The sequence below is a fragment of the Candidatus Zixiibacteriota bacterium genome (assembly GCA_035574315.1).
In the GTDB taxonomy this organism is placed as follows: domain Bacteria; phylum Desulfobacterota; class Binatia; order UBA9968; family UBA9968; genus DATLYW01.
This window is the reverse complement of sequence record DATLYW010000048.1, coordinates 319,181-340,887: the sequence shown is the minus strand read 5'-3', so window position 1 is coordinate 340,887 and position 21,707 is coordinate 319,181. Positions and strand designations below refer to the sequence as shown.

The following is a 21,707-nucleotide window of genomic DNA, read 5'->3' as shown; positions in this document are numbered from 1 at the left end:
TCGAATTCGCGGGCTATTCCGTCAGGTTCCTGAAATAGCGCTCGATCTGCTCCTTGTGCTGGGGAGGGATGCCCTGCTTGAGCGACTCGAGGATCTCCTCGCGGAAGCTGCGCGGGGCCTTGTAGTCGTCCTTGCCCGGCAGCCGGAAGCGCTCGGTTTCCAGCCCGGTGACGCCGCCCTCGACGTTGAACTCCGGAAACTCCGGCATGCCGGGCAAGGGGGCCAGCATCCCGTAAGGGAGAAAGCGCCCGCGGCGGAAGACCATCGTCGCCGGCATGTTGCCGAGCTGGCCCCGCTGGGCGAGCTGCTGCATGGCGCTCTGCATCTGCTGCTGCGACTGCGTCAGCCGGTCGAGGGCGTCCCGCTCCGGAGGGACCGCATTGCGGGCGTCGAGACCCCCCAGGCGCTCGCGCGCCGCTCCCATCGATCCGGCCGCCCCGTCGATGTTCTGGAGGATCTTGGGGTCGAGCGCCGGGAATAGCTGGAACAGCGATTCGAGCTTCTCGTGCAACTCGCGCGTGCGCTCTCGCAGCAGCTCCTGGCGGCGCGCGAGTTCGCGCAACTGCTGCTTTTCCGAATCGTTGAGCGCCCGCAGCGGCTCGCCGAGCAGGGCGTCGAGCTCGCCTTTCAACCGGTTGAGCGTGCGCTCCGCGTCGCGCGCCTTTCCCTCCTGCGCGGGCGCGCGCCTTTTCGCCAGCTCGCGGCGCGCCAGCTGCTCGCCCTCGGCGTAGCCGGGAAAATCCCTGTCGAGCAGCCGGGCGATCAGATTCTTCACGAGATGGTTCATGGTGGCGTCATCGAGTTGCGCGTCCGCCGCGGCGTCGCCCGTCTCCCCGCCCTCGCGGTCCGGGAACAGCTCCGTGAGCCGCCCGAGGTCCTCCTTGGCGCGCCCGAGAAAGCGGTCGAGCTTTTCCTTCAGGAGATCATCGCGCTCCCTCAGGGCGGAATTGTTCAGCGCTTCGGTCTCCATCAGGATCTCCTGCTGTTCGCGCGCGATCTGCTGCAGCTCGCTCTGGGAACGCCCCATCTCCCCCTGCATCCGGCCCATGGACGACGCCATGGCCGACCGCTGCGACTGCTGGAGCGCGGCCACCATCGCAGCCATCTGATTGAACAGCTCGCGGGCGAGCTGGCGCGCACCTTCCAGATCGCCCGCGAGGAGCTTCTTGCGGATCTCGTCGAGCGCGGAAAACATCTGGTCGAATCCCAAGCCGCGAAGCGACTCGGGATTCATGAAGTCGTCCGGGAGCTGCTGCGCGAACTGCGAGAGCGCCTGCTGCAGGGACTGGAGGAGCTTGCCGAGCTCGGAAATCTGCTTGAGGATCCCGTCGAGGTTGGGGTCCCCGCTCTGCAGCTTTTCCAGCGCGTCGAGCAGCCGCTCCTGGCTGCGCGCCAGATCCTGCGCCGTGGAAGCGAGCTCGCGCGCCTGCATCCGTTTGCCGATTTCCTCCGAAAGCAGCGACATCCGCTCCAGCTCCGTCGCGATCTCGTCGCGCGCCTTGAGCCGCTCCTGCTCGCCCGCCGCCCGGGCGTGCCGCTCGAGCAGCTCGTCCCTGGTGAACTGGAGATTTTTCTTGAGCGCTTCGAGATCCGACCAGGTCGCGAAATCGGAGAGCCGGTCTTTTTCCACCCGCTGCAGCGCCTCCTCGGTGCGCTGGAGCGCCTCGTCGAGCTTTTTCTCCAGGGCTTCCCGCCGGTCCCGGGCGCCTTCGGCCGGCGATTCCAGGTGGTCCGCCAGCATGTCCATCATGCGGGCGTTGAGGTCGCGAACGATCTCGGCGACCTGCTGGTGCTCGCCGCGCAGGTCCTTGAGCTTCAGCCGGAGCGTCCGCGAGGTCCCGAGCTTGGGGCCTGAGATGGTGTCGTTGTCGCGCACCTCGAGGTGAAAACGGGCTTCGTCGCCCTGGCGCAGGCCGAGCCGGCTGAGATCCCAGCGGAAGCGATCCCGCAGCACCAGCCGCCGGGCGTCGTCGCTCTGGAGCCGGATCGTCTCGCGCCGCTCGCCGACCTCGACCGCCAGATCGATGCGGCCGATGCCGAAGTCGTCGCGCGCGCTGTACTCGAGCGCAAGGACCTCGTCGCCGCTCACCTCCAGATCCTCGGTCGGCGCGAGCAGGTCGACGGTGGGAAAGCCGTCCGGCCTGACCTTGAGCTCGTACGTGATCGGCGCATTGCGAAAACCGTGGACATCCTCGACCGTCACGCGGTAACGTTGCGGCTGGAACAGCACCAGGCTTCCCTGGAGCTCGCGGCCCTCGATCTTGAGGGGCACGGTCTTCCCGTCCTCCGTGACGATCTCCGCCTTGACGACTTGCCGGGTCGTGACGGCGTCGATCCGGATGGTGGAGCCTTTGAGCCCTTCCGCGTCGCCGCCGGGCGCGGTGACCGCGCCGAGGCCGGTGTATGCGGGGGGATAAACCGTCACCCGAACATTGGCGATCTCGGGCGGTTCGATGGCCTCGGCGGTGTAGACCGGCGAGGAAAACGATCCGGCCACCGCCCGATAGCGGATCGTGTGATCCAGCTTCGGGATCGCGATCGCGAACTTTCCCTCTCCGAGCGATTCCATCGGGAGCCCCTCCTCCGCGCCGGGTGCCCCTGCGCGCTCGATTCGGAGCTGCAGGGACCTGGGAATCGCGCCGGAGGTGGTCGCCTGGATCCGAAGCGGGGCGCCGCGAACGAGCCGGGCCCCTTTGGGCTCGATGTGGATCACCGTCACCGAGGGCGGCAGGTGGTCCAGGGGGCGGGCGAGCAGGCTGAAGGTCTCGCCGACCCGGGAGGGATCGAGCAGGACCATGGCCAGCACGGGAACGAAAACCAGACCGAGCAGGCGCACCTGCGCCTTGAGGTTGCGCGCGTCGATCAGCTCGTCGAGCCGCAGGGCCGCGAGCTGGCGGCGCGTGGTGCGCAGCAAGGCGAGCACCATGGCGGGGGAAAATCCCTGAGCCCCCGGGGATTCCGCGAGCCTGGGATAGAGCTGGAGGGAGTTGATCAGGTTGTTGCGCAGCTCGGGGCGCTTCTCCTCGATGTAGCGGGCGGCGCGCTCGCGCGACGGGCGGCGCAGCAGGCGCGCCAGCGTCCGCCCGAGCAGAAAGAGCAGCACGAGAGCGCCGAGCGCCCAATAGAGCAACGGCGCGTAGGGAAAGAAATCCGCCAGCGCCGCAACCGCGGGACCGGCGCCGAAGAGAAGCAGGGCGCAGATCGCGGTCAGGCACAGGCCCTCGGCCCCCTGGACGAGCTTCAGCCGGCGCGTGAAACGCCCGAGAAACTCGGAAAGCTCCCGGAACTCTTCCTGGCCCATGACGGCGCGACGAGCTCATCTTATCGTCGGCGACCGCCGTTGTCCATCCTCGCGGAGCGCGCCCCGCGGGTGGCAACGCCGGCGCGCTTGTGCTATTCAGTTTTGGATAGCCAAGAGCGCGAAAACCCGAAAGGAATTGCAGCCGGCATGGAGAGCATGGACCAACTGGAACCGACCGAAACCCTCTATTTCCACGAAGGACACGACGACGAAGACGAAGACGGCCCGCTCGCCGAGGAAGACCACCCGATGTGGCGCTCCGAGCGCATCTCGCTCACCTCGGTCGGCATCGACGTCGGCTCCTCCACCTCCCACTTGATCTTTTCCAGGCTCACGCTCAGGCGGCAGGGAGTCGCGCTTTCGAGCCGCTTCGTGGTCGTCAACCGGGAGATCATCCACGAGTCGCCGATCCTGCTCACGCCCTACGTCGACAAGACGACCATCGACACGGTGAGGCTCGAGCGCTTCATTCACCAGGCCTACGCCGACGCCGGGGTCACGCCGAACGACATCGATACCGGCGCGATCATCGTGACCGGAGAAGCGGCGAAGAAGAAGAACGCCGAGGCGATCGCGGCGCTGTTCGCCGCGCAGGCGGGGAAGTTCGTCTGCGCGACGGCCGGCCACAACCTCGAGGCGATTCTCGCAGCCTACGGCTCGGGGGCGGTGGCCATGACTCGGCAAGAGGGAGGCGATTTCACCGTCATGAACGTCGATGTCGGCGGGGGAACGAGCAAGATCGCCATCGTGCAGCAAGGACGCGTGATCGACACCTGCGCGGTCGAGGTCGGCGCCCGGCTCGTCGCCATGGACGAGACCGGGAGGATCAACCGCCTGGAGGACACCGCGCTCAAGATCGCAAGAGCCGCCGGCGTCGCCCTGCGGCTCGACGAGGTCATGAGCGAGGAGGACAAGGAGAAGTTCAGCCAGGTGCTCTGCGATTCTCTCTTCGAGGTGCTCGAGCGCGGCCCGCTTTCCCCCCAGGTCCAGGAGCTGCTCTTGACCCCGAGGCTGGAGTACGACGGACCGGTGCACGCGGTGATTTTCTCCGGCGGCGTCTCGGAATACGTTTACGGCTTCGAGAAGCGCAACCTTGGAGACCTGGGGCTGCATCTCGGGCGGCGGGTGAGACAGCGGGCGAACCGGCTCGGTGGCGGGCGGGTGCCGCTCAGGCCGGCCGAGGTGCGCATCCGCGCCACGGTGATCGGGGCTTCGCAGTACACCGTGCAGGTGAGCGGGAACACGATCTATCTCTCGGACCCGGACCTGCTCCCGCTCCGGAACCTGCAGGTGGTGACGCCGCAGTTCGAGCAGACCGAAACGATCACGGCGAGCGAGATCGCCGCGGGCATCGAAAGGGCGTTGCAGCGCTTCGACATCCAGGACGGCGACCGGACGGTGGCCCTCGCGCTGCATTGGGAGCTGGGTCCCTCTTATCCGCTGATCCGCACGCTCGCCGAGGGACTGGTCGGCGCGATGAAGCCGCACGTCGAGAACGGCAACCCGCTGGTCCTCGTTTTCGACGCCGACATCGCCAAGCTCATGGGCAACATCATCGAGCGGGAGCTTCTGCCCGGCGCGGGCATCATCTCGATCGACGGCATCGATCTCAAGGACTTCGACTTCATCGATATCGGACAGGAGCTGCCCGACGCCAAGGCGGTGCCGGTGGTGATCAAGTCGCTGATCTTCCGCCATACCGAAATGGGGCGCGGCCACTCCCACCCGCACCATCATCATCACCATCACTGATCCGCGCGGCGAAGCCCGTCGAGCGGGCGAGAGCGTGGAGTCGGGCGTGGACGGACCGATTATTGACATTACCCCCGATTTCGCATAGTTGTGTTGGATATCCCTTAAATTACGAGCGCTTAAAGCCACTCTGGGAGCGGCGGAATTGCCATGGAAGAACCGAGCGGATTGCAGAACTTTTTGGCCATCGTAACCAAGCCCGACAACATACCGATCGTTGCGATGCTCATTCTCGTCATCTTCTTCACCTGGTTGGGCCTGCGCGAAGCGTTCAGGAACGACAAGCTCATCGAAGAAGGCAAGGAAGACGAGATTCTCAAGGAAATGTGGAAATAGCCGCGCTCAGAGGCTGGCTGGCTGCTCTCGCCCTCCTTGTGGCAACGGGAGCACCGCTTGCCGCCGGCCCCCAAGGCGCCGTCGAGAAGGAAGAGGCGTGGGCCCTGGGGCGAAAATATCTGGCTGAGGGGAGGGTGTCCGAGGCGAAAGCCGCCTTTCAGCGGCTGCTCGCCGGTTACCCCGACGAGCCCGACCTCCATTTTCTTCTGGCGCTGGCCGCGCTCAGGCTGCGAGATGCGTCGGAAGCGGAAAGAGCGCTCCGGCGGGCGCTCGCCGCCGACCGCGACCACGTTCAGGCGCGCACGCTTCTCGGCTGGATCGAGCTCGAGGTCCGGGGGAACGCCGATGGAGCCATCCGGGAGTACTCCAGGGTGATCGAGCTGCGGCCGGACGCACCCGACGCCTACGTCAATCTGGGGGCCGCGTACAAGAAGAAGGGCGAGCTGGGGCGGGCGCTGGCCAATTACAACGAAGCGTTGAAGCGACGTCCGGACGACGCCGCCGCGCTCGCCAACCGCGGCTGGGTTTTCATCGAGCAGGAGCGCTGGGCCGAAGCGCGAGCCGATTTCGACCGCGCGCTCGGGCTGAGACCGAAGGATCCGGGGGCGCTCCAGGGGCTCGCCCAGGTTCTCGAAAAGACCCGCGATTACGCCGGCGCCCAGGCGGTGCTGCAAAGCCTGATCTCGCAGTCGCCGAACTTCGTCTTCTGGCTGCAGTGGGGCAGGCTCGGGCTGATTCGCTTCTACTGGGTTCTCCTATTGATCGCGATCGGCTGGTATCTCGCCGGTCGGGTGCGGAAAGCGAGGGACGTTTCGCATGGCTGAGGCCGAGAAAAAACGCAAGGGCACGGCGCTTCTTGCGGTGATGGACGAGAACTGCTCGAGCTGCGCCGGCTCCCCCCTGTGCGAGGCACATTGTCCGGTGGACGGCTGCATCAACCTGCTCTACGAGGAGATGCCGGGCGGCGGGCTCAAGCCGTACCGGGTTTTCGTGGACAACGACAAGTGCATCGGCTGCCAGATGTGCTACAGCGACGATCTCACCAAGATCCACCAGCACAAGGAGACCGGCGAGATCTTCTACGAGTATGCCGGGAGGTTTTACGATGCCGAGCGCCGGCCCGTCGCCCCGGAGGCGGCCCCCAAGAAGTTCCAGCTGCAGTTGATCGGCACCGAGTCCGAGGATCGGCTGGACAAGAAGATCTGCCCCTGGGACGCGATCAAGATGTACGAGTACGAGGAAGGGCTCCAGCGCTCGCAGTATTTCTACGACAAGAGCAAAATCAGGCTGGTGAACGGAGTCTACGTGATCGACCGGGAGGAGAAGGAGCGGCTGGAGGAGAAGCAGGCCGAGCTTTACGAGTGAACGACCTACGGAAGACGGAGTCCTTATGAGTCAAAAAGTCGAGCTGACGGAAACCATCCTGCGCGATGCCCATCAGTCGCTGCTGGCGACGCGGATGCGCACCGAGGACATGCTGCCCATCGCGGAGAAGCTGGACGCCGTCGGGTACTGGTCGCTGGAGACCTGGGGCGGCGCCACCTTCGACGCCGCCCTGCGCTATCTGAAGGAGTGCCCCTGGGAGCGCCTGCGCAAGCTGCGGGCGGCGATGCCCAAGAGCCGCTTCCAGATGCTCGTGCGGGGCCAGAACGTTGTCGGCTACCGCAACTATCCCGACGACGTCGTCGAGGCGTTCATCCGCCGGGCGGCCGAGCTCGGCATCGACGTCTTCCGCGTCTTCGACGCGATGAACGACGTGCGCAACATGAAAACCGCGATCGAGGCCGCGCTCAAGACCGGAAAGACCGTCGAGGGGGCGATCTGCTACACGATCAGTCCGGTGCACTCCGTCGACTACTTCCTGCGCGTCGCCGAGAAGCTCGCGGAGCTCGGCGTGCAGATCATCTGCGTGAAGGACATGGCCGGCATGCTCGCGCCCTATGTGGCCTACGAGCTGGTGAAGAAGATCAAGTCGAGGATTCCTCTGCCCCTTCACCTCCATTCGCACTGCACGGCGGGGCTGGCGCCGATGAGCTACATCATGGCGGTCGAGGCGGGAGCCGACATCCTCGACACGGCGCTCTCGCCCCTTTCCAACGGGACCTCGCAGCCGGCGACCGAAGCGGTCGTCGCCGCGCTCGCGGGAACCCCGCACGACACGGGTCTCGATCTCGCGAGGCTCGCCGAGATCGCCGACTACTTCTACGGCGTGAGGCGGAAGTACGCTGAGTTCGAGAGCCAGGTCAACAACCAGGTCAAGACCGACATCCTGATCTCGCAGATTCCCGGAGGGATGCTTTCCAACCTGGTGGCGCAATTGAGGCAGCAGAAGGCCGAGGACCGTCTCGAAGCCGTGCTCGCCGAGATGCCCCACGTGCGCAAGGACCTGGGCTACCCGCCGCTGGTGACGCCCACGAGCCAGATCGTCGGCTCACAGGCGGCGCTCAACGTGATGACGGGAAAGCGCTACTCGGTGGTCGCCCAGGAAACCAAGAACTACGTGATGGGGCTTTACGGCGAGCCTCCCGGACCCATCAGCGAGGAGGTCAAACGCAAGGTCCTCGGCAAGAAACAGCCGATCACCTGCCGGCCGGCGGACCTGCTCAAGCCCGGCCTCGAGGCCGCGCGCGCCGAGATCGGCAGCCTTGCCCGGAGCGAGGAGGACGTGATCTCCTACGCGCTGTTTCCGGACATCGCCAAGGACTTCTTCCTGTGGCGCGAGGGGCGAAGCGGGGCGGACGCCCGGAGCGCTCAGGCGGGTTAGCCGGCGAGCGCGGCGCGGAATGGCCGCGACTTCAGATCACCTTGTTCAGCGGGTATTCGATGATTCCCACCGCGCCGTTCTGGATCAGGCGCGGAATCAGGTCGCGCACCACCTCTTCGGCGATCACGCTCTCGATCGAGAACCATTTGACACCCTTCAGGGCGGCCGTGGGGTATAGCGTGGCGATGGTCGGCGCGGTGATGCTCGGGATGAGCTGAACGACCTTCTCCAGGTCCGGCTCGGCGACGTTGAGCTTCAGCCCCACGCGGTTCTCGGCCGAAAGCGCGCCCTGCAGCAGCAGCCGGATCTGCTCGATCTTCTCCCGCTTCCACGGATCCTCCCACGAGCGCTTGTTGGCGATGAGCTGGGGGCAGGACTCCATCAGCTCCGCGACGATGCGCAGCCCGTGCGCCCGGATGGTGCTTCCGGTCTCGGTTACCTCGACGATCGCGTCGACGAGTCCTTCCGCCGCCTTGGCTTCGGTGGCGCCCCAGGAGAACTCCACATCGACCGGGATGTTCCTCTCGGCGAAATAGCGCTTGGTGAAGTTGACCATCTCGGTGGCGATCCGCCTGCCGCGCAGGTCCTCGATCGCCTTGACCGGGGAATCGTGCGGTACCGCCAGCACCCAGCGGGTCGGGCGGAAGCTCGTCTTGGAATAGACCATCTCGCAGACTACCCGGACGTCGGAGGCGTTTTCCATCGTCCAGTCGCGCCCGGTGATGCCGCAGTCCAGGGTGCCGGCCTCGACGTAGCGCGACATCTCCTGCGGCCGCGCCAGGCTGCAGCGCAGAGTGGGATCGTCGACCGAAGGAAAGTAGCTGCGATGGGTCGTGGAGATTTTCCATCCCGACTTCTTGAAAAGCTCGATGGTCATCTCCTCGAGGCTCCCTTTCGGGATCCCCAGCTTCAGCTCCTTCACTTCTTGTAGACCTCCTTGGGGTCGAACACCCGCCGGGCGGCGGTTTTCCAGCCGCCGTCGACCATTTTGCGGAAGAAACAACTCCGGTAGCCTTCGTGGCACGCGGCCCCGCCCACCTGCCGCACGCGCAGGAGCAGGGTGTCGTTGTCGCAATCGAGGTAGACGCCCATGACCTTCTGAAAATGGCCGGACTCTTCTCCTTTAAGCCACAGCGATTTGCGGGAGCGGCTGTAGTAGTGGGCCTTGCCGGTCTTTTTCGTTTTTTCCCATGCCTGCCTGTTCATGTAGGCGAACATGAGGACCTCGCGCGAGCGATAGTCCTGGACGATCACCGGCACCAGGCCGCCGCCCTTTTCGAAATCGATTTTCTGCATGACCGGCTCTTCCTCGGGGATGGATTCACGTAACATATATCCTGCGGGGGTTCAACTCGCGGATCGCGCACCTCGAGCGAAAATCGGTCCTGAGCCCGGCGTCCGGCGTCTTGCGTTCTCTACGACCGCCGAAGGCGATCTATTGCCATCCGATCGGGTCGTAGCCTTTTTCGCGCAGGCAGCGGTCGACGAAGTTCCTGTAGGCGGGGCTGGGCGAGCGCTTGCGAAACGCTTCGCGGACGAGAGCGCGCGTCGCCCCCGCCGCGCCGCCGCCGGCGGCACCGGCCGCCGCACCGGCGCCCGCCCTCCCCAATACCGCCCCTCCTGCCGCGCCGCCCGCCGCGCCCACTGCGGCTCCGGCGGCCGCCTCCGAGCCGGCGCGCTCCAGGGGCCCGCCGCCGCGCTCTCTCCCCAGGTATTCTTCCGCGCGACGCATGCAATCGTCGATCTCCGCCTCTGCGGCGGCGGTTCCGGCGCGCTTGAGCTGAGCGTCGGGATAGAGGACCGGCCGCTGGCCGGCGGCACAAGCGGAGAGCAGCAGGCCCATGGCACAGAGGCAAAACTTCGAGGTCAGCTTCACCGGGCTCATTCCAGCTCTCCATTTTATGCGGTGGACGCCCGCAGCGGAAGACCGCGCCAGACTTCTCCCGTTCGAGTTTGACACGAGAACCGCTTTTCTCGTAGTTTCAGGCGTTGCCGGAGTCCGTGCGCAGAGCGGATCGGAGGGAGCCGTCATGACCGGCGAAAAGTACATCGACGTCGGGGGGATCAGGACCCGTTATTTCGAGAAGGGTAGTGGTCCCGTCGTGGTTCTGTTTCACGGCGGCCATTTCGGATCGCACGACGCCGCCGACTGCGCCGAGGATTGGGGCTTGAATTTCGACGGTCTGGCGCGGTGGTTTCACGTCTTCGCCTTCGACAAGATCGGCCAGGGGTGGACGGACAATCCGAGACGCGACGAGGATTACACCATGGCAGCCGTGGTCGAGCACGCTTACGGCTTTCTCAAGGCCTTGGGCCTGAACGAGATCCATCCGGTCGGCCATTCACGCGGCGCCTACCTCGTCGCCCGCTTGACGATCGAGCACCCCGAGCTGTTCAGGACCTGTATCCTGGTCGACACCAACACCCTGGCTCCGGGCATTAGCAAGAACGAAACCGTGATGGCCAACCCGCCGCTGCCGCGCCTCAGCCGGGAAAGCCAGCGCTGGGTGCTGCAGCGCTATTCCTTTGCCTGCGAGCACATCACGGAGGAGTGGCTGGACGCCATGGTGCGAGTGGCGGCGCTGCCGAAGTACCGCGAGGCGGTCGCCAGAATGGAGGAGGCCGGGCTGCGGGTCACCCGTTTCCTGCCGCATCTCGCGCGGCAGAAAGACGAGACCCTCGGAATCATCCGCGACCGCGGCTTCGGCAGGCCGACGCTGCTCGCCTGGAGCTATCAGGACCCGACGGCGACCATCGATCAGGGCTATGCCCTGTTTGACCTGATCGCGCGCAGCACGCCCGATTCGCGTATGTACATCTTCAATCGCGCCGGCCATTTCTGCTATCGCGAGCACCCCGCGGAGTTCAACGAGATGCTGCGCTCGTTCGTTCAGCGAAACGCCTGAAGGCCGCGCTCCCGGAGACGGAAGGATCAAGCGAAGAGCCGGAGCACCGCAGCGGCACGGATTTTCGCGGCCGCGCGAACCTCCTCCATCGCGACGAGGTCGCAGTCGGTGTGCGCGAGGCTCAGGTCTCCGGGACCGAACATCACGGCCTCGATGCCCGGGAGATTGAGATTGCCGGCGTCGAGCGCGGCCGGCGAGTAACACAATCGCTCCTTTCCAGGTTGTGCCGTTCACGCTGTCCTTGTCCCAGCCGGCGGCAGATGTCCATTCGCGGAAACACGCCATTGCAATTCCTTAAACAAAGCGCCGGGCTCTGATATGGTGGCGCCGCATGCGCCGGGGCGTCGAAATCGCCGCTGCAGGCCTGGTCGCGCTCGCCGCCTTGGGGTGTTCCCTGGAAGAGCGCTTTATCTTCTTTCCCTACGCCGAGATCTCCGAAACGCCGTCCCGATACGGCGTCTCATTCGAGGACGTCTACTTCAGGACCGAGGATGGTCTTACGCTGAACGGCTGGTTTGCGCCCTACCCGCGCGCCTCCGTCACGCTGCTCTGGTTTCACGGCAACGCGGGCAACATCGGCCATCGCTCGGAGCAGCTCAAGCTCCTGCACGACCGGATCCGGACCCATATCTTCATTTTCGATTATCGCGGGTACGGAAGAAGCGAGGGAAGCCCCTCGGAAGAGGGCACCTACAGGGACGCCGCCGCGGCTCTCGGGCATCTGCGCTCGCGCATGGAGGTCGATCCCGAGCGGATCGTCTTTTTCGGGCAGTCGCTCGGGGCCGCCGTGGCGACGGAGCTCGCTGCGCGCGAATCGTGCATGGCGCTGATCCTGGAAGCTCCCTTCACGTCGATCCGCGACATGGCCGAGGCCGCGCTGCCGCTCCTCCCGATCGGCTCTCTGCTCCGCACCCGTTACGAAACCGTGCGCCGCATCCGGGAGGTCCGCGCGCCGGTTCTGGTCCTGCACGGGGAGCTCGACGAGGTCGTGCCGTTCGCGCAGGGGCGAAGGGTGTTCGAAGCCGCGCCCGAGCCCAAGACCTTCCACGCCATCCGGGGCTCGCGGCACAACGACGCCTACGTCACCGGAGGCGAGGCATACTTGGCGTCGCTGAAAGACTTTATCGACAGGGCCGAAGCGCGTACCGGCGGAACTCGGAAGAAGTGAGGCTCAGGCTTTGACCCGCTCCACGTACTTGCGGGTCTGCACGTCCACCCGCACCGTGTCCCCGGTCTTGATGAACTGCGGCACGAGGATCTCGATGCCGTTTTCCAGCACGGCGGGCTTGTAGGTCGCCTCGGATTCGTGCACGCCCGGGCCGGTGGAGGCAACCTTGAGATCGACGGTGGCGGGGAAGAGCACGTCGACGGGACGCCCTTCGAGCAGCTCCATGTCGATCCTCATGTTGGGCTGGAGGAAAGCGAGACGGTCGCCGAGCATCCGCTTCGGCACTTCGAGCTGCTCGTAGCTTTCGACGTCCATGAAATAGCAGCGCTCCGTATCCTCGTAGAGGTACTCGGCGGTCAGGCGCTCGAGGACGACGTCCTCGAGCTTTTCGGTGGGGCGCAGCCGCCGCTCGGTGACGTTGCCGGTCCGGAGATTCCGGAGCGTGAGGTGAACGGTCGCCCCCGCCTGGCCGCCGCCCTTGTGAAGTCGGGCGGCTTCGACCTTGTAGAGGTCCCGATCGAGCTGTATTACCAGACCGCTGCGCACGTCCGATGCCACGATCATGGCGCTCACCTCGAAGCGGACCAATCCTACGGCATCGCCGGACCGGATTCAACGCGGGGGCAAGGCCGGGCGACTGCTCTCCGAGGTCGGCCACGGGATTCGAGGGCGATTTCATCATCGGTGGTCATACCGCTGCGGGGGCGAAGGCGAAGGAGAGCACGGGAATCCGGGATATCGAGCCGCAGCGCGCCCTGGCCGAGGAGAAAAAGCCGAAACGATACGTCTGCGCGAGCCTGGCGCGGCGCCGGCGAACCCTGGAATCCATTACGATCCTTCCGTACCGCGAATTCCTTGACGAACTCTGGGCCGGCCAATACCGCTAAGGGAGGCTCTTGACCGGTGCGGAGGATCGTTGATCGCGGCCGTGGCCCGGGAGCTCCATCCCGATTCCTTCCCCGGTTCCTCATAGTCCGCGCTCGAGCAGAGCCGGCGATCGGTTGGCGACTAGCGTTTCTTTCGCTCCCGGAGCACCGGGATTTCGGCCAGCTTGTCCGCGGGGAGGTGGCTCCAGTAGATGCCTCGGGGGCGGGGAAGAGGCGTTTCTATCTCGATGATCTTTTCCGGGGCGACGATGACGTCGATCGGGATGTCGTGCGCGGTCATCGGGATCTCTTCGTCGAGGATCTGCAGGGGGTGGACGGTGGTGACGATGACGGTGCTCCTGTCTATCTTACGCTCCTCGGTGAGGAGAGCGAACTCGAGATCGGAGAATCCGCCCCCCTTGCCCACGCGCGCGCCTTTGCGGTTGACCGCGACCGAGCCGCAGACCACGAGGTCGATCCTTTTCACCTCGGCCAGCGTGACGGGCCGGCCGTGCTGCGCCGCGCCGGCGATCGACGAGGCGGCGAACGGCGTGCATTCGAGCCTCGCGGGGTCGAGCTCGATGAACGGCCGGTCGCTCTGCAGGCGCGGCACCGCCATGTAGACGGTCTTTCCCTCGGTGAGCGCCCGCTGGCGCACCGGGCGCTGCGGGGAGTCGGGATTGACTTTCAGGACCCTGGCGGCCTTCCAATAAGGGGTTTCCGCCAGGAGCCTGGCGCACGCTTCGGCGCCGATGAAATTGGGGATTCGTCCCTCGGCGCCGGGAAAGCGCGCAACCTTCTTTTCCACCAGGCGACCCCACACATCGCGCCGGATCTCGTCCTTTGACCTCATGTCCTCACGTTATCAGGGAATTCGCGGGCGTGTACACATCCGCTTCGCGGCACTCCGATCGTCAAAAGCTCCAGGGCTCGACGTATAAACCACGAACCCGAAACCACGAACCGGAAACCGGAAACGAAAGCGCTGGTTTGACTGAGGTCGAACGGGGGTTATAAGATCAGCCAGCGTGTCGGAATACATCGTCGTCTACGTCACCGCGGGATCGGCGGAAGAAGGGGAACGGCTGGCCCGCGCGCTCGTCGAGGAGCGGCTCGCGGCCTGCGTCAATCGGGTCGCGCCGGTTCGCTCGGTTTACCGCTGGGAGGGAAAAATCGAGCAGAGCGAGGAGGAGCTGCTGATCGTCAAGAGCCGCAGGGACCTCTTTCCCGTCCTGGAAAAACGGGTCCGGGAGCTCCACGGTTACGAGGTTCCAGAGGTGATCGCGCTTCCCGTGGTAAGCGGGAGCGAGCCCTATCTGCGCTGGCTGAGCGGTGAGCTCACGGCTCCCGGCCCGGGACGGGGCGGGCTGCGCACCGTGCGCGAGGTTTCCGCCGGCGGAATCGTCTTTCGGCGCCGCGGCGGCGCATACGAGACCGTCCTGATTCGCGTGCGCCATCGCTGGACCCTGCCGAAGGGCCACGTGGAGGAGGGGGAAAGCACGGAGCAGGCGGCGCTGCGCGAGGTGCGGGAGGAGACCGGCCTGGAAGGCGCCGTGGTTCAAAAGCTCGGCGACATCCGCTATAGCTATCGCGACAAGAGCAAAGAGGGGGAAGCGATCCGCATCTACAAGCGGGTCTTCTTCTATCTGCTGCGCTACGTCAAAGGCGATGTGCGGGACCACGATCACGAGGTCGAGGAAGCCCGCTGGTTCCCCATGGAGCAGGCGATCAGGCGGCTGAAGTTCGCCACGGAACGCAAAATGGTCCATCGGGCGCTCAGCGTTCTGGAAGCCGAGGACGGCGGACCGGAAGCCTCTGCGCAACGGCGGGCGCAGAGCGACCGGTAGAAGACAAAAAGAGGAGCGGGCGGCGGCGATCATGGCGGTGGAAGAGCCTTCGGTCGGATTCCGGTTCTCGACACCCTACGAGATCGCCGCGGTGCGCCCGCTGCGCCAGACCACGCCCGCCGAGCGCGCCGCGGCGCTGGCCGCCGCGCGTTACAATACGGAGCTGCTCCCGCAGGAGTTGATTTACGTCGATCTTTCCACCGACAGTGGAGTGAGCGCGCTCAACACAGCCCAGCTTGCCGCGCTCGCGGCGGCCCCGGTGGCCGAGCCCGGGATGGGCCTTGCGCCAGAGGCGAGCCGCGCCTACAGGGATCTGGCCTCGGAATTCCAGCGGATCTTCGGCTTCCCCTACGTGGTGCCGGTGACCCAGGGCCGCGCGGCGGAGCGCATCTGGATCAGGCTGCATGTCAAACCGGGCTCGGTGGTGGCGGGAAACATGCTCTTTCCTTCCACCCGGACCCACATCGAGATGAGCGGCGGCAAGGTCGCCGACGTGATCGTCGACGCCGCGCACGATCTCGGCTCGGAGGAGCCGTTCAAGGGAAATCTCGACATCGACAAGCTGCGCGCGCTTTTCAGCGAAGGGCGGGACAAGGTAAGCTGCATCTACGTCGAGGTGGCCGTGAACGCCTGCGGCGGTCATCCGGTCTCCGTGGAAAACCTGCGCGCCGTCCGGGCCGTCGCGACGGCAAACGGCGTGCCGCTTTTTCTCGACGCCTGTCGCCTCCTGGAGAACAGCTACCTGGTGAAACAGCGGGAGCCGGGGTATTCCCACCGCCCGGTCCGGGAGATCGTCGCCGAGATCTGCGGTCTTGCCGACGGCCTGACGATGAGCGCTCTCAAGGATCTCGCGGCTCCGGCGGGCGGATTCATCGCGACCCGGGACCCGGCGAGCTATCAAAAAGCCTGGATGCAGGCGTTTCTCGACGGCGCGCAGCTCGGCAGCAGCGCCATGGAGGTCGTCGCCGCCGGGCTCCGGGAGCTGTTCGCGACCGACGCCTACGTCGCCGGGCGTGTCGAGCAGGTGCAGTATCTCTGGCGGCGCCTCGGCGGCGGCGTTCCGCTGGTGCGTCCGCCTTCGGGCCACGCCGTCTATATCGACGTGCGGAGCTTTCTCCCGCACGTCGCGCCGGAAAACCACCCGGCGGAAGCCCTCGCGGCTTTCATCTACGGCGTTTCCGGAGTTCGCCTCTGCAAGGGACCGCCGCCGGCGCCGAGCCAGAGCGCTCGCGGCACGGAGCTTCTGCGGCTGGCGGTGCCGGCGCGGAAGTATCTGCGAGGACACCTGGACGATGTCGCCGAGGCGGTGTTTTACGCTTATTCGCGCCGCGCGGAGATCAAGGGGCTGAAACGCGTCGAGGAGCCGGGAAGGTCGAAGCACCAGCCGGCTTATTTTACGCCGCTTTGAACGAATCGATCAGCGCGCTGCAACCGACGACGGACCGCCATCTCGGGGCGGTCTTCTTCCGCCGCGTCCGGCAACTCGGGGAGCGGACGTTCATCAAGCTCGAACGAAACGGTCGCTTCGAGGATGTCTCGTGGCGCCGTTGCGGCGCCCTCGTGGAGAGCCTGATCTTTTCGCTGCGTGCCCTCGGCCTGGCTCCGGGAGACGCGGTCGCCATCATCGGCGACAACAGCCTCGAATGGCTCTGCGCGGACCTGGCGACCCTGGCCTCGGGCCTGCCCAACGTGGTCCTCTCCCCGAGCCTTTCGGACGCGATGCTTCTCAGGGTGCTCGATCACGCCGAGTGCCGGGCCGCTTTCGCGCAGGACGCCTGTACAGGTCGGCTGGTCGGTCTCAAGAAGCGGCTGGCTCGGCTCGCCCACGTCATCGCGATGGGTCGAGAAGGCGAGTCGGTTCCGGGTACGATCCCCTTCGCGCGGCTGGCGGCGGCGGGGGGCGGCGGACGGGATGCGCTCGACGCGGTCCTGGGCTCGGTCCGGCCGGGCGATCTTGCGACGATCATGTACACCTCCGGCTCGACCGGCGCGCCCAAGGGCGTGATGAAAACCCAGGACAATCTCCTCTCGAACATCACCAACGGCGGGGAGCTCGTGCCGAGCAGGGCAGAGGAACTGTTCCTCATCGTCCTCAGCCTGAACCATTTATTCGGGCGCTTCGGCTTCCACAAGAGCGCGGTCACCGGGAGAACTACGGCGCTGGTGGAGGCGACCGAGCGACAGGTGGATCTCGACGTGGTTCAGTCGCTCGCGCCGACGGCCCTGGCCGTGGTGCCTCGGGTGATGGCGCGCCTCTGGGAGCAGATGCTGGAACGGGAGGGTCTGGGCGGTCTCTGGGAGAAGCTCGAATCCCTCGACCGCGAGCGAGCCGACGGGAGCGCGTCCTCGGAGCGGCCGTTCGAAGACCTCAAGGCGGCGCTCGGGCCGGCGGTCAGGCGCGCTCTCGGGGGGCGGATCAAGTACATCTCCTACGGCGGCGCGGCGATGCCGCCGCGCATCATGCGCTTTTTCGAGCTGGCGGGCGTCCCCCTGATCGGCTCTTACGGCTCGACCGAATGCGGCGGCGTCACGCTTTGCGGGATCGGCGAGAATCGTCCGGGGAATCTCGGCCGGCCGTTTCCCAACGTCGAGTTGCGGATCGCCGGCGACGGCGAGATTCTCGTCCGCGGGCCCACGGTGACGCCGGGTTACTGGCGCGACCCGGAAGCCACGCGCGAGGCGCTCGACCCCGACGGCTGGTTTCACACCGGCGATCTCGGCGTGCTGCAAGCCGACGGCTCGCTGCGGGTGGTGGGGCGCAAGAAGGACATCTTCAACTGCTCGGACGGCACGAATATCTATCCCGGCGCCATCGAGGCGTTGCTCGAAAACGATCCCTTCATCCGCCAGGCGGTTCTGGTGGGGGACGGGCGGCCGTTCATCGGCGCGCTCCTGGTGCCGGAGCGGGCGAGGATCGCGGCAGCATGCGGCCGTGATCCGGCGAGCCTGTCGCGGCGCGACGTCGAGGCGGCGCTTCGCGAGCGGATCGAGGCGATCAACTCCGGGCTGGAACACTACGAGCGGATCCGCGGCTTTTGCGTGCTCGACGCCGACTTTCCGCCCGACGCGCGCAGCGTGAGCGCTTTTCAAAAGGTCACGGTGCGCCGTGCGGCGGTCGAAGAGCTTTATCGGAACGAGATCGCCGAGATCTATTCGGCGAGGCCGGAAGGAGAAGGCAAATGAGTGCGGTTGCGTTGATCAGCGGCGGCGCCAACGGCATCGGCCGGGCGGTCGCGGCGCGCCTGGCGCGAGCGGGCATGGCGGTGATGATCGCCGATTGCGATCGAGCGGCGGCGGAGCAGACGCGCGGCGAGATCGAAGAGGCGGGCGGCACCGCGGAGGCGATCGAGGTGGACGTGTCGGCCGCGCCATCGGTCCGCGCGGCGGTGAGCGAAACCGAGCGGCGCTGGGGCCGGATCGACGTGCTCGCCAACGTCGCCGGCGGCAGCTTCTACAACAAGCGCGTGGAAGAGCTCACCTGGTCGGAGTGGAAAAGGGTGATCGATGTCAATCTCAAGGGAACGTTTCTCATGAGCCGTGAGGTCGTGCCGATCATGCGACGGCAAAAGAGCGGGCGCATCCTCAACACCGCCTCCAACTACGGCTTTACCGGATCGGCGCTCCGTGTGCCTTATTCCGCGGCGAAGGCCGGCGTTGTGGCCTTCACGAAGAGCCTGGCGCTCGAACTCGCGGCGGACGGCATCCGGGTCAACGCCGTGGCGCCGGGGCCGACGGATACTCCGCGGGTGCTGGAGAAGGAGACGCCCGAGGCGCGCCGGCGGCGGTGGGAAGGGATGATTCCGCTGGGCCGCACGGGGCGACCGGAGGATATCGCCGAAGTGTTTTATTTTCTCACCACGGCGGAAAGCGAGTGGATCACCGGCCAGACGCTGCACGTCAACGGGGGGCTGATATGAGACAGCGAGGAAAAGTCGCCGTGATCACCGGGGCGGCGCAGGGGATCGGCCGGGCCATCGCGCTCGGCTTCGGCCGTGAAGGGGCGAAGGTCGTCGTCGCCGATCTTCAGGCGGAAAAGGCGCGCAACGTCGCCGAGGAGCTGCGCCGAGGCGGCGGGGAAAGCCACGCGGTCGAAGTCGATGTCGCACGCGAGGCATCGGTGGAAGCGCTGGCAAGAGAAGTTCTCGGCCGCTTCGGACGGGTCGATGTCCTGGTCAACGACGCCGGTGTCTATCCCCGCGGCGCGGCGGCCGGGCTCAGCGAAGCGGACTGGGACCGCACGCTCGACGTCAACCTGGGAGGGAATTTCCTCTGCTGCCGGGCCTTTCTTCCCGCGATGCGCGCGCAGAAAAGCGGCCGCATCATCAGCGTCGCTTCCGGGATCGCGCACTACGGGGCGAGGGAGGGCGCGGCGTACGCGGCGTCGAAGGCCGGGATCATCGGTTTCGTGAAGGCGCTGGCGCGAGAGGTCGGCGGCGACGGAATCACCGTCAACGCGATCTGTCCGGGCGCCGCCAACACCGCGATGCCCCGCGGCCACCGGCCGGAGGCGGAGCTGCTCGAGCGGTTGCGCTCGAATCCGCTCGGCCACGTGCTCGAGCCCGACGATTTCGTGGGAACCGTGCTTTTTCTCGCGAGCGACGCGGCCTCTTACGTTACCGGGCAGGCGATCAACGTGAACTGCGGAAGCTACATGTCCTAGAGACGTTCAAACCGTTCAGCCGCTCCGCGGCAGTTCCAACGGTTCGATAGAGGATGACCGCGGATCGGAGACCGGGAACTGGAGGCTGATTATTGACCGGGCTCCGGCGGGAACAGCCTCTTTCCGGTTCCCTCCTCCTGGAGAACGATCGCTTTGGTGGGGCAGAGCTTCGCCGCCAGAAGGATTCTCGCGTCGCTTTCGGCGGCGGGGTCGACGACCTCGGCGATCATTTTCGCGTCGAGCTTGAAGACCCTGGGCAGCGCCTGAACGCATTTCGCATAGCCTTCGCATTTGCTTCGGTCGACGGTGATTTTCATCGCGCCTCCTGCAGGGTCAATGGGCGGGGGCCGGCGCCCCCGGGCGGAGAACCTCTCCCGGCAGATCGCCCGTCGGCTCTCCGTGTTCGATCACGAGCCGTCCGTTCACGACCGTGTGATGCACTCCCAGAGCGCGCTGGATCATCCGGGTTTCGCCGCCGGGCAGGTCCTGCGCGTATTCCGGCTCCAGCGTATCGATCGTCGCCGGGTCGAAGACCACGAGGTCCGCCGCCAGCCCCGGCCGCAGCAGCCCCCGGTCGTGCAGGCCGAAGAGCGATGCGACCTTGAACGTGAGCTTCGAGACCGCTTCCTCCAGGCTCATGATGCCGCGGTCTCGAACCCAGCGCCCGAGAAACGCCGTACAGTACCCGAAGCGGGCGTCATAGCCCATGTGGGCGCCGGCATCCGACTGGCCGACCACGACGGCGGGATGCTGGAGAATGCGGCAGACCGCTTCCGGGTCGCCCTGGGTGGTGATGTGGGCGAAGCGCGTCTCGAGGTCCTCTTCCAGCGCGAGATCGAGGAAGGCATCGAGGCCGCTCTTTGCCCGGCTTCGCGCCAGCTCGGCGACGGACTTGCGTTCCCAATGCTTGTTCTTCGGGAGCTTGACCCGATCGACGAAGACCACGTCCCAGCGTCGCGGGAAGACCGACGGCGAGGGGTCGTCGATCGCCTCGCTCTGGAGCCTCCTGCGCACTTCGGGATCGGCGAACGCCTTGCGCCGTTCCTCCAGGGAACTGAACATGATCGCGCGCCACGTGGGAAACTCGTCGAAGCACTGCGCATCGCGCAGCGTATAACGGTTCTCGAAGGGCTTGGCCTGCGTCATGGCGTAGATCGGGAGCCCTTCTTCCGCTAGGACCCGCTCCGTGCGCTCGAGCATTTCCCGCCAGTGGTCAGGCCGGCTCCAGCTGTGGCTGATGCTCTGCCACACGACGGGGCGGCCCGTACGGCGCGCGAGCTCCGCCGCGTACCGGATGCGGCCCCGGGAATCGGCTCCCCCGCCGCTCAGCTGCACCACGCCCGTGTTCAGCTCGGCAAGCACGTCGAGGAGGGCGCCCAGCTCGGCGTCGTCGGCGACCCGGCTGGCGACCGGCAGGCCGTCCTCGCGCATGTGGCGGGGGTTCTGGTTGGTGGAGAAGCCGGCGGCGCCCGCCGCCATCGCCCGGCGCACGAGCGCCTGCATCTCGGCGATCTCGTCCCCGGTCGCCTTTCGCTCCACCGCGGCTTCCCCCATGACGCAGTGGCGGACGGCGATGTGCCCGACGAGCGCCGCGACATTGACCCCGAGCCTGGCGCCGACGGCGTCGAGGTATTCGGCGGTCGAAGTCCATCTCCAGGGGACGCCCAGTTCGAGCACCCGGCGGCTGATCGCCTCGACCCGTACGAAGCTCTTGATCAGGGCTTCACGGTCGGTGGCTCTGGCGGGCGCGAGGCTCAATCCACAGTTTCCGATCACAACCGAGGTCACGCCGTGAAAGCAGGAGGACGTAGCGAGCGGATCCCAGAACAGCTGCGCGTCGAGATGCGTGTGGGGGTCGATGAAGCCGGGCGCAACGGCCAGGCCGTCGAGCTCCAGCGTGCGGCGCGCGCCGCCCGTGATCCGGCCGATCTCGACGATCCTGCCGGCGGCGACGGCGAGGTCCGCCCGGTAACTCGGCAGCCCCGACCCGTCATAGATTCGCCCGTTCTTCAGCACGAGGTCGTGCATGGCGTTCTCCTTCGAGCCCGCGGAGGGGTCGTTCTCGGCTTCTCTGGCTGAACCCCTTGTAGGAAAAAGGAGCGCTCCG

22 protein-coding genes are annotated in these 21,707 nt (G+C 66.3%); 12 read left to right on the top strand and 10 right to left on the bottom strand.

Annotated features, from left to right (window positions below):
• Nucleotides 1-13: 13 nt before the first annotated feature.
• Entirely contained in the window at nt 14-3,301 is a 3,288-nt protein-coding gene (locus VNN77_18020) for a DUF4175 family protein (protein HXG53299.1), read from the bottom strand.
• A 147-nt stretch (nt 3,302-3,448) separates the two neighbouring features.
• Here VNN77_18020 and VNN77_18015 point away from each other — a divergent pair, with 147 nt between their 5' ends.
• From VNN77_18015 to VNN77_17995, 5 genes are all read left to right on the top strand, one after another.
• Entirely contained in the window at nt 3,449-5,053 is a 1,605-nt protein-coding gene (locus tag VNN77_18015) for an ethanolamine ammonia-lyase reactivating factor EutA (GenBank protein ID HXG53298.1), read from the top strand.
• 150 nt (nt 5,054-5,203) lie between these two features.
• Nucleotides 5,204-5,389, top strand: a complete 186-nt coding sequence (locus VNN77_18010; protein HXG53297.1) for a hypothetical protein — start codon at nt 5,204-5,206, stop codon at nt 5,387-5,389.
• Nucleotides 5,390-5,427: 38 nt separating this feature from the next.
• A complete protein-coding gene (locus VNN77_18005) occupies nt 5,428-6,213 on the top strand; it encodes a tetratricopeptide repeat protein (GenBank protein ID HXG53296.1) in 786 nt (261 codons plus the stop codon).
• Nucleotides 6,206-6,754 carry a hypothetical protein gene (locus VNN77_18000; GenBank protein HXG53295.1) on the top strand — a complete coding sequence of 183 codons (549 nt, stop codon included), beginning with the start codon at nt 6,206-6,208 and terminating at the stop codon, nt 6,752-6,754. The genes VNN77_18005 and VNN77_18000 overlap by 8 nt, the downstream gene beginning before the upstream one ends.
• A gap of 25 nt (nt 6,755-6,779) precedes the next feature.
• Nucleotides 6,780-8,153 carry a pyruvate carboxylase subunit B gene (locus VNN77_17995; GenBank protein ID HXG53294.1) on the top strand — a complete coding sequence of 458 codons (1,374 nt, stop codon included), beginning with the start codon at nt 6,780-6,782 and terminating at the stop codon, nt 8,151-8,153.
• A gap of 31 nt (nt 8,154-8,184) precedes the next feature.
• Here the strand turns inward: VNN77_17995 and hisG are convergent, their stop codons facing one another.
• The 3 genes from hisG to VNN77_17980 form a co-directional block, all read right to left on the bottom strand.
• Complete coding sequence (gene hisG / locus VNN77_17990) at nt 8,185-9,075, bottom strand: ATP phosphoribosyltransferase (GenBank protein HXG53293.1); 891 nt, start codon at nt 9,073-9,075, stop codon at nt 8,185-8,187.
• Nucleotides 9,072-9,449 (bottom strand): phosphoribosyl-AMP cyclohydrolase, encoded by a 378-nt coding sequence (gene hisI / locus VNN77_17985; GenBank protein HXG53292.1) that lies wholly within the window; start codon nt 9,447-9,449, stop codon nt 9,072-9,074. Before hisI ends, hisG begins: the two co-directional genes overlap by 4 nt.
• A gap of 139 nt (nt 9,450-9,588) precedes the next feature.
• Entirely contained in the window at nt 9,589-10,038 is a 450-nt protein-coding gene (locus VNN77_17980) for a hypothetical protein (GenBank protein HXG53291.1), read from the bottom strand.
• A 145-nt stretch (nt 10,039-10,183) separates the two neighbouring features.
• On the opposite strand from VNN77_17980, the gene VNN77_17975 reads away from it, so the two are divergent.
• Nucleotides 10,184-11,059 carry an alpha/beta hydrolase gene (locus VNN77_17975; protein ID HXG53290.1) on the top strand — a complete coding sequence of 292 codons (876 nt, stop codon included), beginning with the start codon at nt 10,184-10,186 and terminating at the stop codon, nt 11,057-11,059.
• 26 nt (nt 11,060-11,085) lie between these two features.
• Here VNN77_17975 and VNN77_17970 read toward each other — a convergent pair whose 3' ends face one another.
• Nucleotides 11,086-11,265, bottom strand: a complete 180-nt coding sequence (locus tag VNN77_17970) for a hypothetical protein (GenBank protein ID HXG53289.1) — start codon at nt 11,263-11,265, stop codon at nt 11,086-11,088.
• Between the two features lie 125 nt (nt 11,266-11,390).
• On the opposite strand from VNN77_17970, the gene VNN77_17965 reads away from it, so the two are divergent.
• Nucleotides 11,391-12,227: an alpha/beta hydrolase gene (locus VNN77_17965; GenBank protein HXG53288.1), complete on the top strand. Its 837-nt coding sequence runs from the start codon at nt 11,391-11,393 to the stop codon at nt 12,225-12,227.
• A gap of 3 nt (nt 12,228-12,230) precedes the next feature.
• Here VNN77_17965 and VNN77_17960 read toward each other — a convergent pair whose 3' ends face one another.
• The 3 genes from VNN77_17960 to VNN77_17950 form a co-directional block, all read right to left on the bottom strand.
• The gene (locus tag VNN77_17960; protein HXG53287.1) at nt 12,231-12,791 is read right to left on the bottom strand and encodes an elongation factor P; all 561 of its coding nucleotides are present in this window, start codon (nt 12,789-12,791) and stop codon (nt 12,231-12,233) included.
• A gap of 124 nt (nt 12,792-12,915) precedes the next feature.
• On the bottom strand, nt 12,916-13,056 hold the full coding sequence (locus VNN77_17955) for a hypothetical protein (GenBank protein HXG53286.1): 141 nt from the start codon (nt 13,054-13,056) through the stop codon (nt 12,916-12,918).
• A 179-nt stretch (nt 13,057-13,235) separates the two neighbouring features.
• Nucleotides 13,236-13,946, bottom strand: coding sequence for a 5-formyltetrahydrofolate cyclo-ligase (locus VNN77_17950; GenBank protein ID HXG53285.1), 711 nt, complete (start codon nt 13,944-13,946; stop codon nt 13,236-13,238).
• A 175-nt stretch (nt 13,947-14,121) separates the two neighbouring features.
• Between VNN77_17950 and cutA the strand changes: the two genes are divergently transcribed.
• The 5 genes from cutA to VNN77_17925 are packed head-to-tail and all read left to right on the top strand — an operon-like array spanning nt 14,122 to nt 19,600.
• Nucleotides 14,122-14,940 (top strand): divalent cation tolerance protein CutA, encoded by an 819-nt coding sequence (gene cutA, locus VNN77_17945; protein HXG53284.1) that lies wholly within the window; start codon nt 14,122-14,124, stop codon nt 14,938-14,940.
• Between the two features lie 31 nt (nt 14,941-14,971).
• Entirely contained in the window at nt 14,972-16,348 is a 1,377-nt protein-coding gene (locus VNN77_17940) for a tryptophanase (GenBank protein HXG53283.1), read from the top strand.
• Nucleotides 16,345-18,123 carry an AMP-binding protein gene (locus VNN77_17935; GenBank protein ID HXG53282.1) on the top strand — a complete coding sequence of 593 codons (1,779 nt, stop codon included), beginning with the start codon at nt 16,345-16,347 and terminating at the stop codon, nt 18,121-18,123. Before VNN77_17940 ends, VNN77_17935 begins: the two co-directional genes overlap by 4 nt.
• Nucleotides 18,120-18,857 carry an SDR family NAD(P)-dependent oxidoreductase gene (locus tag VNN77_17930; protein HXG53281.1) on the top strand — a complete coding sequence of 246 codons (738 nt, stop codon included), beginning with the start codon at nt 18,120-18,122 and terminating at the stop codon, nt 18,855-18,857. The genes VNN77_17935 and VNN77_17930 overlap by 4 nt, the downstream gene beginning before the upstream one ends.
• A complete protein-coding gene (locus VNN77_17925; protein HXG53280.1) occupies nt 18,854-19,600 on the top strand; it encodes an SDR family NAD(P)-dependent oxidoreductase in 747 nt (248 codons plus the stop codon). Before VNN77_17930 ends, VNN77_17925 begins: the two co-directional genes overlap by 4 nt.
• An 89-nt stretch (nt 19,601-19,689) precedes the next feature.
• Here VNN77_17925 and VNN77_17920 read toward each other — a convergent pair whose 3' ends face one another.
• Both VNN77_17920 and VNN77_17915 read right to left on the bottom strand, forming a co-directional pair.
• On the bottom strand, nt 19,690-19,917 hold the full coding sequence (locus VNN77_17920) for a ferredoxin (protein ID HXG53279.1): 228 nt from the start codon (nt 19,915-19,917) through the stop codon (nt 19,690-19,692).
• A gap of 16 nt (nt 19,918-19,933) precedes the next feature.
• Nucleotides 19,934-21,628: an amidohydrolase family protein gene (locus tag VNN77_17915; protein ID HXG53278.1), complete on the bottom strand. Its 1,695-nt coding sequence runs from the start codon at nt 21,626-21,628 to the stop codon at nt 19,934-19,936.
• Between the last annotated feature and the right edge of the window lie 79 nt (nt 21,629-21,707).